This is a genomic window from Streptomyces sp. NPDC001406 (genome assembly GCF_042895285.1).
GTDB lineage: Bacteria > Actinomycetota > Actinomycetes > Streptomycetales > Streptomycetaceae > Streptomyces.
Window position 1 is genome coordinate 274042 of record NZ_JBIAWG010000003.1, and the last position, 15257, is coordinate 289298.

At 72.7% G+C, this 15257-nt stretch carries 17 protein-coding genes; 11 read left to right on the forward strand and 6 right to left on the reverse strand.

The window, feature by feature from the left end; translation table 11 throughout:
- Position 1 precedes the first annotated feature (1 nt).
- The gene (locus ACFY1J_RS08620; RefSeq protein WP_363297088.1) at positions 2–637 is read right to left on the reverse strand and encodes a TIGR03085 family metal-binding protein; all 636 of its coding nucleotides are present in this window, start codon (positions 635–637) and stop codon (positions 2–4) included.
- 119 nt (positions 638–756) lie between these two features.
- On the opposite strand from ACFY1J_RS08620, the gene hisI reads away from it, so the two are divergent.
- From hisI to lgt, 11 genes are all read left to right on the forward strand, one after another.
- Complete coding sequence (gene hisI, locus ACFY1J_RS08625; RefSeq protein ID WP_390709119.1) at positions 757–1158, forward strand: phosphoribosyl-AMP cyclohydrolase; 402 nt, start codon at positions 757–759, stop codon at positions 1156–1158.
- An 11-nt stretch (positions 1159–1169) separates the two neighbouring features.
- Positions 1170–2663 carry an anthranilate synthase component I gene (locus tag ACFY1J_RS08630; protein WP_390709118.1) on the forward strand — a complete coding sequence of 498 codons (1494 nt, stop codon included), beginning with the start codon at positions 1170–1172 and terminating at the stop codon, positions 2661–2663.
- A gap of 71 nt (positions 2664–2734) precedes the next feature.
- Complete coding sequence (locus ACFY1J_RS08635; protein ID WP_390709117.1) at positions 2735–3373, forward strand: TIGR02234 family membrane protein; 639 nt, start codon at positions 2735–2737, stop codon at positions 3371–3373.
- A 156-nt stretch (positions 3374–3529) separates the two neighbouring features.
- Complete coding sequence (locus tag ACFY1J_RS08640) at positions 3530–3793, forward strand: HGxxPAAW family protein (RefSeq protein ID WP_390709116.1); 264 nt, start codon at positions 3530–3532, stop codon at positions 3791–3793.
- 82 nt (positions 3794–3875) lie between these two features.
- Positions 3876–4337 carry a DUF2752 domain-containing protein gene (locus tag ACFY1J_RS08645; protein ID WP_390709344.1) on the forward strand — a complete coding sequence of 154 codons (462 nt, stop codon included), beginning with the start codon at positions 3876–3878 and terminating at the stop codon, positions 4335–4337.
- A gap of 121 nt (positions 4338–4458) precedes the next feature.
- Positions 4459–5268 (forward strand): indole-3-glycerol phosphate synthase TrpC, encoded by an 810-nt coding sequence (gene trpC / locus ACFY1J_RS08650; RefSeq protein ID WP_390709115.1) that lies wholly within the window; start codon positions 4459–4461, stop codon positions 5266–5268.
- A gap of 21 nt (positions 5269–5289) precedes the next feature.
- The gene (gene trpM / locus ACFY1J_RS08655) at positions 5290–5514 is read left to right on the forward strand and encodes a tryptophan biosynthesis modulator TrpM (protein ID WP_390709114.1); all 225 of its coding nucleotides are present in this window, start codon (positions 5290–5292) and stop codon (positions 5512–5514) included.
- A 56-nt stretch (positions 5515–5570) separates the two neighbouring features.
- Positions 5571–6863, forward strand: a complete 1293-nt coding sequence (gene trpB / locus ACFY1J_RS08660) for a tryptophan synthase subunit beta (protein WP_390709113.1) — start codon at positions 5571–5573, stop codon at positions 6861–6863.
- A complete protein-coding gene (trpA, locus tag ACFY1J_RS08665) occupies positions 6860–7678 on the forward strand; it encodes a tryptophan synthase subunit alpha (protein ID WP_390730916.1) in 819 nt (272 codons plus the stop codon). Before trpB ends, trpA begins: the two co-directional genes overlap by 4 nt.
- A 111-nt stretch (positions 7679–7789) precedes the next feature.
- Entirely contained in the window at positions 7790–8566 is a 777-nt protein-coding gene (locus tag ACFY1J_RS08670; protein WP_390709111.1) for a DsbA family protein, read from the forward strand.
- 82 nt (positions 8567–8648) lie between these two features.
- Positions 8649–9647: a prolipoprotein diacylglyceryl transferase gene (gene lgt, locus ACFY1J_RS08675; RefSeq protein ID WP_390709110.1), complete on the forward strand. Its 999-nt coding sequence runs from the start codon at positions 8649–8651 to the stop codon at positions 9645–9647.
- A gap of 79 nt (positions 9648–9726) precedes the next feature.
- On the opposite strand, the gene ACFY1J_RS08680 is transcribed toward lgt, so the two are convergent.
- From ACFY1J_RS08680 to ACFY1J_RS08700, 5 genes are read right to left on the reverse strand one after another with little or no spacing between them, the layout of a single operon-like run.
- The gene (locus tag ACFY1J_RS08680) at positions 9727–10539 is read right to left on the reverse strand and encodes an HpcH/HpaI aldolase/citrate lyase family protein (protein WP_390709109.1); all 813 of its coding nucleotides are present in this window, start codon (positions 10537–10539) and stop codon (positions 9727–9729) included.
- Positions 10536–11732 (reverse strand): CaiB/BaiF CoA transferase family protein, encoded by a 1197-nt coding sequence (locus tag ACFY1J_RS08685; protein ID WP_390709108.1) that lies wholly within the window; start codon positions 11730–11732, stop codon positions 10536–10538. Before ACFY1J_RS08685 ends, ACFY1J_RS08680 begins: the two co-directional genes overlap by 4 nt.
- Positions 11729–12622 carry a ribokinase gene (gene rbsK, locus ACFY1J_RS08690; RefSeq protein WP_390730917.1) on the reverse strand — a complete coding sequence of 298 codons (894 nt, stop codon included), beginning with the start codon at positions 12620–12622 and terminating at the stop codon, positions 11729–11731. Before rbsK ends, ACFY1J_RS08685 begins: the two co-directional genes overlap by 4 nt.
- Positions 12619–14094 (reverse strand): ADP-ribosylglycohydrolase family protein, encoded by a 1476-nt coding sequence (locus ACFY1J_RS08695; protein ID WP_390730918.1) that lies wholly within the window; start codon positions 14092–14094, stop codon positions 12619–12621. Before ACFY1J_RS08695 ends, rbsK begins: the two co-directional genes overlap by 4 nt.
- Entirely contained in the window at positions 14082–15257 is a 1176-nt protein-coding gene (locus tag ACFY1J_RS08700) for an ADP-ribosylglycohydrolase family protein (RefSeq protein WP_390730919.1), read from the reverse strand. The genes ACFY1J_RS08695 and ACFY1J_RS08700 overlap by 13 nt, the downstream gene beginning before the upstream one ends.

Genomic DNA, 15257 nt, shown 5'->3' on the forward strand with positions numbered 1-15257 from the left:
CTCAGATGCCGAGCTGCTTCGACTCGTGCAGCTTGGCGATCGCGTTCTCGTCGCCGTCCAGCTCGACCTTGGCGGCGCTCTGCCGGCCGAACGTGAACAGGAGCAGCTCCGACGGCTCACCCGTCACCGTCACCACCGGCGAGCCCCGGTGTGCGACCGCCGTCTGGCCGTCCGGGCGCCGCAGCACCAGGCCGGTCGGCGCACCCCGGCCCAGCAGCCGTGCCGTGCGCTCCAGCCGGGACCACAGCGCGTCCTGGAAGACCGGGTCGAGCTCGCGCGGCGTCCAGTCGGGGTGGGCGCGGCGGACGTCCTCCGTGTGGACGTAGAACTCCACCGTGTTCGCCGCCTCGTCGATCTGCTTGAGCTGGAACGGCGAGAACCGCGGCGGGCCGGTGCGGATCAGCTGGATGAGCTCCTCGTACGGCTTCGCCGCGTACTCCTGCATCACCTTTTCCAGACGCGGCGCGAGGGGCTTGATCAGCGTGCCCCCGGCGGCGTCCGGCCGGCGCTCGCGCACCACCACGTGCGCGGCCAGGTCGCGGGTCTGCCAGCCCTCGCAGAGGGTCGGTGCCTCAGGACCGGCGGTTTCCAAGAGGTCGGCGAGCAGGAGCCGTTCACGCTTGGCGAAGGTCGACATACAGTCAGCCTACGACCAGCCATGGGGTCGGCCCAGTGGACGTCCACCGCACGCGCGCGTGCGGGTCCGTCCAGTGGACACGGACCGTCACTGTCGGTGCGGCGCGGCACAATGGCCGCATGACCAGTACGACCGGTACGCCCGGGCCCAGCAGCCTCGACCCCGAGATCGCCGCGCGCCTCAAGCGCAGCGCCGACGGTCTCGTCCCCGCCATCGCCCAGCAGTACGACACCGGAGAGGTGCTGATGCTCGGCTGGATGGACGACGAGGCGCTGCGCCGCACGCTGACCACCGGCCGCTGCACCTACTGGTCGCGCAGCCGCCGGGAGTACTGGGTCAAGGGCGACACCTCCGGCCACTTCCAGTGGGTCAAGTCCGTCGCCCTCGACTGCGACGCCGACACCGTGCTGGTCCAGGTGGACCAGGTCGGCGCCGCCTGCCACACCGGCGCCCGCACCTGCTTCGACGCCGACGTACTGCTCAAGGACGCCGATTCCGGCGTACCCGTCTCGGATCAGTAAGGTCAGCCGCCATGGACCTAGAGACGTTCCGCAAGCTGGCCACCGACCGCCGCGTCATCCCGGTCACCCGCAAGCTCCTCGCCGACGGCGACACCCCGGTCGGGCTCTACCGCAAGCTCGCCGCCGAGCGCCCCGGCACGTTCCTGCTGGAGTCCGCGGAGAACGGCCGCTCCTGGTCCCGCTACTCCTTCGTGGGCGTGCGGTCCGCGGCGACCCTGACCGAGCGCGACGGCCAGGCCCACTGGCTCGGCGTCCCGCCCGTCGGCGTCCCCGTCGAGGGCGACCCGCTGGCCGCCCTGCGCGCCACCATCGCGACCCTGCACACGCCCCACCAGGAGGGCATGCCGCCCTTCACCGGCGGCATGGTCGGCTACCTCGGCTACGACATCGTCCGCCGCCTGGAGAAGATCGGCCCCGGCGAGCGGGACGACCTGCGGCTCCCCGAGCTCACCATGCTCCTCACCAGCGACCTCGCGGTCATGGACCACTGGGAGGGCTCCGTCCTGCTGATCGCCAACGCGATCAACCACAACGACCTCGACACCGGCGTCGACGAGGCGTACGCGGACGCCGTGGCCCGCCTCGACGCCATGGAGGCCGACCTCTCGCGCCCCGTCGCCCAGCCCCCGGCCGTCCTGCCGCCCTCCGAGCTGCCCGAGTACACCGCACTGTGGGGCGGCCCGGACTTTCAGGAGGCCGTCGAGGACATCAAGGAGCGCATCCGCGCGGGCGAGGCCTTCCAGGTCGTACCCTCGCAGCGCTTCGAAACGGCGTGCACGGCAAGCGCGTTGGACGTGTACCGGGTCCTCAGGGCGACCAACCCCTCGCCGTACATGTACCTGTTCCGGTTCCCCGACGGGGGCAAAGGCGCCTTCGACGTCGTGGGCTCCAGCCCGGAGGCCCTGGTGAAGGTCGAGGACGGGCAGGCCATGGTCCACCCCATCGCCGGCACCCGGCACCGCGGCGCCACCCCGCAGGAGGACCAGGCCCTCGCCGACGAACTGCTCGCCGACCCCAAGGAGCGCGCCGAGCACCTGATGCTCGTCGACCTCGGCCGCAACGACCTGGGGCGGGTCTGCGCACCCGGCTCGGTCGAGGTGGTCGACTTCATGTCCGTCGAGCGGTACTCCCATGTGATGCACATCGTCTCGACGGTGACCGGACAGGTGGCCGAGGGCCGTACGGCCTTCGACGTCCTGACGGCCTGCTTCCCGGCCGGCACCCTGTCGGGAGCCCCCAAGCCGCGCGCGATGCAGATCATCGACGAGCTGGAACCGTCCCGCCGCGGGCTGTACGGCGGCTGTGTCGGCTACCTCGACTTCGCGGGCGACTCCGACACGGCCATCGCCATCCGTACGGCCCTGCTGCGCGACGGCACCGCGTACGTCCAGGCGGGCGCGGGCATCGTCGCCGACTCCGACCCGGTCGCCGAGGACCAGGAGTGCCGCAACAAGGCGGCGGCGGTGCTGCGGGCGGTGCACACGGCCAACCGGCTGGGCAAGTAGGGCGCTTACCGCACAGTGGGGCGCGTATCACGTGAACCCCGGGTGACGGTTCGCCCGGGGTTCAGGCGATAGTGGACTACGTGACTGCCGTACCTCACCCCCGCCCCGAAGCCGCCGGACCCGCACGCTCCGGCCGCCGCAGCCTCGCCGTCGCCCTGATGTGCGGTGCGCTCGGCGCAGCCGTGGCGCTGCTGGCCACCCGGCAGCGCTGGGCGGAGGGCACCGCGACCGTGGCCGGCGGTGCCTTTCCGCTGACCGCCAAGGGCAGTGACGTCACGGGCGTCCCCGCGGCCCTCGCCATAGTGGGCCTCGCCGCGCTCGTCGCCGTCTTCGCCGTCCGCCGGGCCGGCCGCCTGCTGGTCGCCGGGCTCCTCGCGCTCTCCGGCGCCGGCACGATCGCCGCGGCCCTGGTCGGCGCCTCGGACAGCTCGGCGCTCGACGACAAGGCGGCCGAGGCCACCGGAGACACCTCCGCGAGCGTGGCCGCGCTCACCCACACCGGCTGGCCCTATGTCGCGGCCGCCGGCGGCCTCCTGCTGCTGCTCGCCGGGCTCCTCGCCCTGCGCTACGGACGCCTGTGGCCCGCCATGTCCGGCCGCTACGAGCGCGGCACCGCCCGCCCCCGCCGCCCGGCCCCGGCCGCGGACCCCGACCGCCCCGAGGACCTGTGGAAGGCCCTGGACCGCGGTGAGGACCCGACGGGGGCGTAGCCGCCGGCCGCCGGTCGCACGGCCCCGGTCCCGATGTGGCGAAACAGACGCCACCCGAGCTCACGGCGGCCACCCGGGTACGGGACAATGGGCCGTGAGCGTCCGGCTCACATGCACCAAGCAAACGAGCACGCAACCAGCAACGAGGAGCAAGCAATGGCGGGCAGCAGCCACGGACACACCCCGGCCGCCTGGACCGGTGTCACTATCGCCTTCTTCGGGTTCTGCGTCGCGGGCGCGTTCATGGTGATGGCCCAGCCGCTCGGCTTCTGGGCCGGTATGGCGATGGTGGCGCTCGGCGGTGTCGTCGGCGCCGTCATGCGCTCCATGGGCCTCGGCCAGCCGAAGGACGTCCACGCGGTGCCGCAGCCGCAGCCCCGGGCCGCCGTGACGCCCGAGCCGGCCGGCGTCGAGGGCTGACCAGCAGTTCCTGCCCGAGGGGCGGCCCGCACCGACGAGGTGCGGGCCGCCCCTCGCGCGCGTGCGGCCCGTGCGCGGCACAATGCAAGGCGTGAACGCCGACAGCCACAGCGCCCCGGGCATCGACCGGCGGACCGGGCCGCCCGCCACCCTGCCGGGACGGCTGGCCGTCCCCGCCGGGATCCTCGCGGCCGTCGTCGGGGCCTTCGCCTACGTCGGCGCCGTCGACCCCAACGAACCCGGCCACTACCCGGTGTGCCCGCTGCTGCGCTACGCGGGCGTCTACTGCCCCGGCTGCGGCGGTCTGCGCAGCGCCCACGCCTTTGTGCACGGGGACTTCCTCACCGCGCTCCAGGACAACGCGATGGCCGTGGCCGCCTATGCGGGCTTCGCGGTGCTGTGGACCGTCTGGGTCGTCCGGGCCGTGCGCGGACGGCCGCTGCGGATCGATCTCGGGCCGGTGCCGCTGTGGGGCCTGGGGGCGCTGGTCCTGGCGTTCACGGTTGTCCGGAACCTGCCCTTCGGTGGCTGGCTCCATCCTTGATCGACCGGCGAATGTCCAGGTAGTGGGACCGCACGTCATCCGGATGCGAGGCCTGCGCCGTCCTCCGGATACCATCGCAGTGACCATGGGTTTTTCGATCGTTCGGAAGGGGGCCGCTCGCGTGAGTGTGCTCGACGAGATCATCGACGGAGTCCGTGCCGACCTCGCGGAGCGGCAGGCGCGCGTCAGCCTCGACGAGCTCAAGGAGCGCGCGGCGAAGGCGCCCGCGGCCAAGGACGGCGTTGCCGCACTGCGCGGCGAAGGCGTCAAGGTGATCTGCGAGGTCAAGCGTTCCAGCCCGTCCAAGGGCGCGCTGGCCGCGATCGCCGATCCGGCCGGGCTCGCCGCGGACTACGAGGCAGGCGGCGCGGCCGTCATCTCGGTCCTGACCGAGCAGCGCCGCTTCGGCGGCTCGCTGGCAGACCTGGAGGCCGTCCGCGCCCGCGTGGACATCCCGGTCCTGCGCAAGGACTTCATCGTCACGTCGTACCAGCTGTGGGAGGCCCGCGCCTACGGTGCCGACCTCGCGCTGCTGATCGTCGCGGCCCTCGACCAGCCGGCCCTCGAGTCGCTGATCGAGCGTGCCGTCTCCATCGGCCTCACCCCCCTCGTCGAGGTGCACGACGAGGACGAGGTCGAACGCGCGGTGGACGCGGGCGCCAAGGTGATCGGCGTCAACGCCCGCAACCTGAAGACGCTGGAGGTCGACCGTGGCACCTTCGAGCGGGTCGCGCCGGAGATCCCGGACGGCATCGTCAAGGTCGCCGAGTCCGGCGTCCGCGGCCCGCACGACCTGATCGCCTACGCCAACGCGGGCGCCGACGCCGTCCTGGTCGGCGAGTCCCTCGTCACCGGGCGCGACCCGAAGGCGGCCGTGGCCGACCTGGTCGCCGCGGGCGAGCACCCCGCACTGCGGCACGGCCGGAGCTGAACTCCCGGTAGGCTGGCCCCGATGACGCTTCCGATCACCCCGATGCCCCGGGACCCGTACGCCCGCCTCGCGCGCGGCTGCCGGCCCCGCGGCTGCCGCGCGCCCGCCCGCCGGGTGCACGGGCGCCGGGTGCGGTACGTCATCGGTGACGAACCCGGGCAGGTGAACGGCATGCGATGGCAGCAGCCGACCTACAGGGGCGCGGGGAACTGCGCGCGCACCCACAACGGGCCCGCAGCCGACTGAAATCCCCGCCCCCACGGCGATTAGTGACTTTCCACAACTCACCGTGAGGTTTCCGCATGCCCAGCGAGTTCTTCATCCCCGACCCCGAGGGTCAAGTCCCCAGCGCCGAAGGCTACTTCGGCGCGTACGGCGGCAAGTTCATCCCGGAGGCGCTCGTCGCCGCCGTCGACGAGGTCGCCGTCGAGTACGACAAGGCGAAGGCCGACCCCGAGTTCGCCCGCGAGCTCGACGACCTGCTCGTCAACTACACCGGCCGGCCCAGCGCCCTCACCGAGGTGCCGCGGTTCGCCGAACACGCCGGTGGCGCCCGGGTGTTCCTCAAGCGCGAGGATCTCAACCACACCGGGTCCCACAAGATCAACAACGTGCTCGGCCAGGCCCTGCTCACCAAGCGGATGGGCAAGACGCGCGTCATCGCGGAGACGGGCGCCGGCCAGCACGGCGTCGCCACCGCCACCGCCTGCGCGCTGTTCGGCCTCGAATGCACCGTCTACATGGGCGAGATCGACACCCAGCGCCAGGCCCTCAACGTGGCCCGCATGCGCATGCTCGGTGCCGAGGTCGTCGCCGTGAAGTCCGGCAGCCGTACCCTGAAGGACGCCATCAACGAGGCCTTCCGGGACTGGGTCGCCAACGTCGACCACACCCACTACCTCTTCGGCACCGTCGCCGGTCCGCACCCCTTCCCGGCCATGGTCCGCGACTTCCACCGGGTGATCGGTGTGGAGGCCCGCCGTCAGCTCCTGGAGCGCGCCGGGCGCCTGCCCGACGCGGCCGTCGCCTGTGTCGGCGGCGGCTCCAACGCCATCGGCCTCTTCCACGCCTTCATCCCGGACACGTCCGTCCGCCTGATCGGCTGCGAGCCGGCCGGGCACGGCGTCGAGACCGGTGAGCACGCGGCGACCCTCACCGCGGGCGAGCCCGGCATCCTGCACGGCTCCCGGTCCTACGTCCTGCAGGACGAGGAGGGCCAGATCACCGAGCCGTACTCGATCTCGGCCGGTCTGGACTACCCGGGCATCGGGCCCGAGCACTCCTACCTCAAGGACAGCGGCCGCGGCGAGTACCGCGCGGTCACCGACGACGCGGCCATGCAGGCGCTGCGCCTGCTGTCGCGCACGGAGGGCATCATCCCGGCCATCGAGAGCGCCCATGCCCTCGCCGGAGCCCTGGAGGTCGGCAAGGAGCTGGGCAGGGACGGGCTGATCGTGATCAACCTGTCCGGCCGCGGCGACAAGGACATGGACACGGCCGCCCGCTACTTCGGTCTGTACGACAGCGGTGTGGACGCGGAGGTCGCCGCCGACGCCGACAGCGAAACCGCCGAGATCGAGGGGGACGCCAAGTGAGCGGGAACATCAACTTGTTGACCGACACCCTCGCGGCCGCGAAGGCCGAGGGACGGTCCGCGCTCATCGCCTACCTCCCGGCCGGGTTCCCGTCCGTGGACGGCGGCATCGAGGCGATCAAGGCCGTCCTCGACGGCGGCGCCGACGTCGTCGAGGTCGGGCTGCCGCACAGCGACCCCGTGCTGGACGGTCCGGTCATCCAGACCGCCGACGACATCGCCCTGCGGGGCGGTGTGAAGATCGCGGACGTCATGCGCACGGTCCGCGAGGCCCACGCGGCCACCGGGAAGCCGGTGCTCGTGATGACGTACTGGAACCCCATCGACCGCTACGGCGTCGAGCGCTTCACCGCCGAGCTGGCCGAGGCGGGCGGGGCCGGCTGCATCCTGCCCGACCTGCCGGTCCAGGAGTCGGCGCTGTGGCGGGAGCACGCCGACAAGCACGGGCTCGCGACGGTCTTCGTGGTCGCCCCCAGCAGCAAGGACGAGCGGCTCGCCCAGATCACCGCGGTGGGCAGCGGCTTCGTCTACGCCGCATCCCTGATGGGTGTCACCGGCACCCGTGAGTCGGTCGGCGCGCAGGCGCAGGACCTGGTGCGGCGCACCCGGGACACCGGCACCGGCCTGCCGGTCTGTGTCGGGCTCGGCGTCTCCAACCGTGCCCAGGCCGCCGAGGTGGCCGGCTTCGCCGACGGGGTGATCGTCGGCTCGGCGTTCGTGAAGCGGATGCTGGACGCGCCGGACGACGCGGCCGGTCTCGAAGCGGTCCGCGAACTGGTCGGTGAGCTGGCCAAGGGCGTGCGCGGCCAGGCCTAGCCGTCCGGCACGACGGACCAGCCGTCAGTCATAACGGAATATTCGGTCACTCGAACGGGTGGACCTGGGACCGGGGAGGCGCGCTGCGCCTCCCCGGTTCGTTCTGGGGGTGTGAGCGAGAAGAACCGTGACGGAAAGCGCACCGCCCGGGAGCGGATTGCGGTCGAGCGCGAGAAGCAGAAGGCCGCGGAGAAGCGACGCCGTGCGCTGATCGTGGGCGCGAGCGTCCTCTGCGTCCTCGGCCTCGCGGCGGTGATCGGCGTGATCGCCGCGAACGCCGGCAAGAACAAGGGTAGCCAGAGCTCGGGCCCGGTGGTGGCGCCCTCGGGCGCGCAGGGCAAGGACAGCCTCGCGATCCCGGTCGGCAAGGACGGGGCCAAGTCGACGCTCACGGTGTGGGAGGACTTCCGCTGCCCGGCCTGCCAGGCCTTCGAGGCGGCCTACCGCCCGACGCTCCACGAGCTCGCCGACGCCGGAAAACTCAGAGTCGAGTACCACCTGGTCAGACTGATCGACGGCAACCTCGGCGGCACCGGCTCGCTGCGCGCGGCCAACGCGGCGGCCTGCGCCCAGGACGCCGGAAAGTTCCGCGACTACCACGACGTCCTCTATGCGAACCAGCCCAAGGAGACGGACGACGCCTTCGCGGACAACGCCAAGCTGCTCGAGTCGGCGGGCAAGGTCCAGGGCCTCGACACCCCGGCCTTCCGGGCCTGTGTCAACGACGGGAAGCACGACAGCTGGGTGGACAAGTCGCAGGCGGCCTTCAAGGCGGGCAACTTCAGCGGCACGCCGACCGTCCTGCTCGACGGCAAGAACATCTACCAGGACCGGACGATGACCCCGCAGAAGCTGAAGGAGATGGTGGAGGCGGCCAACCAGGGGTAAGCGTTTCTCACACCCCCGTTATGGACCCGTAGCCGGGCTGCCTGCCGTGTGCCGGGCCCGGCACGGTAGCGTCGACCTTGCCATGGAACTTGCCTACATTCCCAGCCCGTCGCGCGGGGTCCTGTACCTCGGCCCGATTCCGCTGCGCGGCTATGCGTTCTGCATCATCATCGGCGTCTTCGTAGCCGTCTGGCTCGGCAACAAGCGCTGGATCGCCCGCGGCGGCCGGTCCGGCACGGTGGCCGACATCGCGGTCTGGGCCGTGCCCTTCGGCCTGGTCGGCGGCCGGCTCTACCACGTGATCACGGACTACGAGCTGTACTTCAGCGAGGGCCGCGACTGGGTGGACGCCTTCAAGGTGTGGGAGGGCGGCCTCGGTATCTGGGGCGCGATCGCCCTCGGCGCGGTCGGCGCGTGGATCGGCTGCCGGCGCCGGGGCATCCCGCTGCCCGCCTACGCCGACGCCATCGCCCCCGGCATCGCCCTGGCGCAGGCCATCGGCCGCTGGGGCAACTGGTTCAACCAGGAGCTGTACGGCCGCGAGACGCACGTTCCGTGGGCGCTGCACATCACCTCCTCCGAGGGCGGCCGGGTGCCGGGCTACTACCACCCGACGTTCCTGTACGAGTCCCTGTGGTGCATCGGCGTCGCCCTCCTGGTCATCTGGGCCGACCGCCGCTTCAAGCTGGGTCACGGCCGGGCGTTCGCCCTGTACGTCGCCGCGTACTGCGTGGGCCGCGGCTGGATCGAGTACATGCGCGTCGACGACGCCCACCACATCCTGGGCCTCCGCCTCAACGACTGGACCGCGATGATCGTGTTCCTGCTCGCGGTGGTCTACATCGTGGTGTCGTCGAAGAAGCGGCCGGGACGCGAGGCCGTGGTCGAGCCCGGCGTCGCCGAGGGCGAGGCCGCGGAGGATGGTACGGCGGAGCCCGAGGACAAGTCCGCGGACAAGCCGGAAGCCGAGGCCGGGGCCGAGACGGAGGCGGAGGCCGAGACGGACGCCACCGGGTCCGCCGAGGATGCGGAAGCCGAGGAGACGAAGGACGAGGCCGAGTCGGCGTCGAAGAAGAGCTGACACCTTCGGCCGTACGACGTCGTGTGACGACCTATGACGACGGGGGCGCCCGGATCGATCCGGGCGCCCCCGTCGTATCTCAGGGTCTGTGGGCCAGCGACAGCGTGCGCTGTGCCGCGGCCACCACCGCCGCGTCGACGAATCTGCCGTCCGGCAGCGCCAGCGCGCCCTGCTCCTCCGTCGCGGCCTTGACGATCGTCTCGGCCTGTTCGATCTCCTCCTCCGTGGGCAGATACGCCCGCTCGATGACCGGGAGCTGACGGGGGTGGATGGCGGCCCGGCCGAGGAAGCCCAGGGAGCGGCCGTGGGCGCAGGAGGCGGCCAGTCCCGCCAGATCGCGGATGTCGGGGTGCACCGACTGGGGCGGCGGGGCCAGCCCCGCCGCCCGCGCCGCGACCACGACCCGGGAACGGCACCAGTCCAGCCCCGCGTCCTCGCGTACGCCCAGGTCGGCCCGTAGATCCGCCTCGCCGAGGGAGACGCCCCGCAGGGACGGGTGGGCGGAGGCGATGGCATAGGCGTGCTCGATGCCCAGGGCCGTCTCCAGGAGGGCGTAGACGGGGAGCCCGGTGCCCTCCGCGACCCGCACCACCTCCTCGGCGTACGTCACCTTCGGGAGCCGTAGCCCGGACACGCCCGGAAGCGCGGTCACCGCGCGCAGGTCGGCGGCCGCCCACGGCGCCTCCAGGGCGTTGACCCGGACGTGGACCCGGGCAGGCCGGGGTTCGGACAGCAGGTCGGCGGTCGCCTCGCGGGCGTACACCTTGCGGTCCGGGGCGACCGCGTCCTCCAGGTCGATCACCACCACGTCCGCGCCGCAGGCCAGCGCCTTGGCCACGACGTGCGGACGGTCGCCCGGGACGTACAGCCAGGTGAGCGGGAAGGGGGTCACAGGGCGCCCTCCGCGCGCAGCGAGCCGAGTTCCGCCGGGGTGAGGCCCAGCTCGGTCAGGACCGCCTCCGTGTCCGCGCCGTGCGGGCGGCCCGCCCAGCGGATCGCGCCGGGGGTGGCGGAGAGCCGGAAGAGGACGTTCTGCATGCGCAGGAGGCCCAGCTCCGGGTCGTCGACGGCGGTGATGGTGTCCAGGGCCTGGTACTGCGGGTCCGCCATCACGTCCCGCACGTCCTGGATCGGCGCCGCGGCGGCCTCCGCCTTCTCGAAGGCCGCCAGGACCTCGTCCCGGGTGCGGCCGGCGATCCAGGCGCCGACCGCCTGGTCGAGGACGTCGGCGTGCGCGGCCCGTTCGGCGCCCGTCGCGAACCACGGCTCGTCGATCAGCTCCGGACGGCCGACCAGATGCATCACGCGTTCGGCGATCGACTGGGCGGACGTGGAGACCGCGACCCAGGTGCCGTCCGCCGTGCGGTAGGTGTTGCGCGGGGCGTTGTTCTGGGAGCGGTTGCCGGTGCGCGGCTGGATGTGGCCCAGCTGGTCGTACCAGACGGGCTGCGGGCCGAGCACGGTCAGGATCGGCTCGATGATCGCCATGTCGACGACCTGGCCCGCGCCGGTGCGCTCCCGGGCCGCGAGTGCCGTCATCACCGCGTACGCCGTGGCCAGGCCCGCGATGGAGTCGGCGAGGCCGAAGGGCGGGAGCGTCGGGGGTGCGTCCGGCTCGCCGGTGATCGCGGCGAAGCCGCTCATCGCCTCGGCCAGGGTCCCGAAGCCGGGGCGGTGCGCGTAGGGACCGAACTGGCCGAAGGCGGTGACCCGGGCGAGGACCAGCCGCGGGTTGGCGGCCGACAGCTCCGCCCAGCCCAGGTCCCACTTCTCCAGGGTGCCGGGGCGGAAGTTCTCGACGATCACATCGGCGGTGGCCGCGAGTCGCAGCAGGGTGGCGCGGCCGCCGGGCCTGGACAGGTCGAGGGTGATGGTGCGCTTGTTGCGGCCGAGCAGCTTCCACCACAGGCCGACGCCCTGCTTCGAGGGACCGTGGCCCCGGCAGGGATCGGGCTTGGCGGGATGCTCGACCTTGATCACCTCGGCGCCGAAGTCACCGAGCAGGGTGGCGCAGAGGGGGCCGGCGAAGAGGGTGGCGAGATCGAGGACGCGCAGGCCGGTCAGGGGTTGGGTGGAGGTGTTCATGCGGTGTACTGCGCCTCGATCTCCGGGCGGTACGGCATCGACGTCGACGCCCCCTCCCGCTGGACGGAGACGGCGGCCGCCGCGGCGGCCCACTTCAGCGCCTCCCGGATCGGCCGCTCCTCGCCGAGCGCCACCGCGAGGGCGCCGACGAAGGTGTCGCCCGCGCCCGTCGAGTCCACGGCGGTCACCCTCGGGGCGGGAACCACGAGCGGTTCGGCCCCCCGGGTCAGGTACAGGCAGCCGGCCGCGCCGAGGGTGACGACCACCTCCGGCACCCGGTCGAGCAGGACGTCGGCCGCCTCGCGCGGGTCGGGCCGTCCGGTGAGGGCGGTCGCCTCGTGCTCGTTGGGGACCAGCAGATCGGTGGCGGCGAGGAGGCCGTCCGGCAGCGGCTGGGCGGGGGCGGGGGTGAGGATCGTACGGACGCCGTGTCTGCGGGCCGCCTCCGCGCCCGCGAGCACCGCCGCCATGGGGATCTCCAGTTGCAGGAGCAGCGCGTCGGCGGAGGCGATCACGCCCTCGTCGCCGGGGGAGAGATGGTCCACGGTGCCGTTCGCGCCCGGGACCACCACGATCGAGTTGCCGCCCTCGTCGTCCACCACGATGTGCGCGGTGCCGGACGAGCCCTCCATCGTGCGCAGGTCGTCGGTGTCCACGCCGGAGTGCTCCAGGGTGTCGCGCAGCCGGGTGCCGAAGATGTCGTTGCCGACCGCGCCGATCATCGAGACGGTGGCGCCCGCGCGGGCCGCGGCGATCGCCTGGTTGGCGCCCTTGCCGCCGGGGATCGTACGGAACTCCCGTCCCGTGACGGTCTCTCCTGGCTGCGGGGCCTTCTCGACGTACGCGACGAGATCCATGTTCAAGCTGCCGAGTACGGCGATATGGGTCATGGGCGGGTCGCCTCCAGGTGGGTGAGGTGGGCGAGGGTGTCGAAACCGGTGCCGTCGAAGTCGGCGACGGACGTGGCGAGCCGGTTCTTCAGGGGCGTCGTCCAGCGGTCGGGGAGGGCGGTGGGGCTCCCGGCGAGGAGACCGGCGATGCTCCCCGCCGTGGCGCCGTTGGAGTCGGTGTCCCAGCCGCCCGACACCGCCCGGCAGATGGAGCCGGTGAAGTCGCCGTCCGCGTGGGTGAGGGCGGCGGCGATCAGGGCGGTGTTGGGGACGGCGTGGACCCAGTGGTGGACGGGGGAGTGGACGGCGTGGAGTCCGTCCACGACGGCGTCGAAGTCCTCGTGGGACTCGGCCAGTTCGATGGCGTGGTCGATTGCCGTGGCCAGCCGGGAGCGGGGCGGGATCACCGTGCGGCCGGTGCGCAGGCAGGTGTGGATGTCATGGGCGCCGGTGGCCGCGGTGGCGATGACGGCCGCGATGAACATCGCCGCGTACACGCCGTTGGCGGTGTGGGTGAGGGTGGCGTCGCGGTGGGCCTGTTCGGCGGCGGCCGCCGGGTCTCCCGGGTTGGTCCAGCCGTGCACGTCCGCGCGGATCAGGGCGCCGATCCACTCGCGGAAGGGGTTGCGATGGCGGGCGGTGTGCGGGGGTTCGACGCCCGTGAGGAGGTTGCGGTAGGCGATGCGCTCGGCGGTGAAGGTGCGGCCGGCGGGGAGTTCGTCGAGCCAGAGCCGGGCCACGTCCGTGGTGGTGAAGGTCCTGCCGTGGCGGCGGAGCAGGAGGAGGTTGAGGAGGGGGTAGTTGAGGTCGTCGTCCTCGGGCATTCCGTCGATGTTCTCGGCGAGGGAGGTGGGGGCCGAGCGGCGGTTCCAGGGGTGGGTGGCGAGGAGGTCCTCGGGGACGCCCTTTGCGGTGAACCAGGTGGTCAGGGGCCAGTTGCCGGTGGCGCGGGCGAGTTCGCGGATGGCGTGCAGCGGGAGCTTTTCGACGGGTTTGCCGAGGAGGCATCCTGCGGCTCGGCCCAGCCAGGCGGCTTCGAGGCCGGGCGGGGTGGGGGTCGGCGTGGGGGTGGGTGCGCTCGCCCGCGTTTGCGGGGTGCCGCCTGCGCCCACCCTCCCCCAAGTTCTCGGCTGCGCTCGAACAGGGGGGACCCCCATCGCCCCAGCGGCACGACTGCCCGCAGACGGGGCGGGCCAAGCTGGGCAGCGGACCTTGATCTTTGTGAGGTCCGTCGGTTCCTCGTCCGCCAGCTTGCTTGGCAAGTCGGCGAGTTCGTCCAAGAGGTCTTCGGCCAGCAACCGCAGGTACCGCGACGCCCGCCCCGTCGAAGCGCCCGCCCGCGCCGGAGCCTCCGTGCCTCCCGCCGCTCTCCACCGCGCCGCGATTGCCCAGGGCTCGCGGCCGTCCTGGCTTGCCTGGCGGAGTTCGTGGCCGATCAGGTCCTCCGGCTGGACCCAGGTCAGCCGGAGCAACGCGGGCCCCCGAGCTCGGCGATCGCGCGCTCGTGCGCTCGCCGACGCCGTACGTCCCGCTCGAAGATCTCGCGGGTCACCTCGATGAGCGTCCGCGCGGGTCCCCACAGGTCCAGGCGGCTGGCCTCGGCGACCGTCTTCGACCAGTCGTCCGGGACCGGTGAGCCCAGGGCCCCGGCCAGCGCCCCCGCCATCGTCGCGATCGAGTCGCAGTCCCGGCCGTAGTTGACCGCGCCCAGGACCGCCCGGCGGTGGTCGCCGCCGGAGACGACCAGCATGCCCAGGGCGATGGGGAGTTCCTCGATGGAGTGGAGGCGGGAGGGGCGGCGGGCCGCCAGGGAGGGTGCGCGGTAGTCGGGGCCGACCGTGTCGTAGGGCGCCACCGCCTCCCGGAGCGGGACCAGCGCCGACTCGAAGTCCCGGTGCGCAGCGGCCACTTCGCAGACGCGCTCGATCGCCTCCCGAGTGCCGTCCTTCGCCAGCGACAGACAGGCCGCCACCACCGACTCCGGTGTCCCACCCGGCGCGCACGCGGCCGCGACCGCCGCCGCGAAGACGCCCGCCGCCTCACGGCCGTACGACGACTGGTGTGCGCCCGCGACGTCCAGGGCCTCGGCGTACGCGGCGGCGGGGTTGGCGGCGTTGACCAGCCCGACGGGGGCCATGTACATCGCCGCGCCGCAGTTGACGATGTTGCCCGTACCGGCCTCGCGGGGGTCCACATGACCGTACGCCAGCCTCGCCACCAGCCATTTCTCCGCGAGGAAGAGGCGCTGGAGCAAAAGTGCCTCGGCCTCCAGCTCGGGGATCCAGCGCGGGTTCGTCATGAGGTCCGGGACCAGGTGGTCGGCGATCGCGTACGCGTCGAGATGGTCACGCACCGCCGCGTACACCCGGACCAGCGCATGCGTCATCAAGGTGTCGTCGGTGACGTGGCCGTCGCCCTTGTGGTACGGGGCGATGGGGCGGGCGGTACGCCAGGCGTCGCCGTTCCAGGGGCCGACGACGCCGGTGACGCGGCCGCCGTGGCGTTCGAGGATCTGGTCGGGGGAGTAGCCCTCGACGGGCCCGCCGAGGGCGTCGCCGACGGCGGCTCCGACGAGTGCCCCGGTGATCCGTTCTTCCAGACCCGGCCCGCTGTTTTCTTCTCCTTTGGGCGTCAT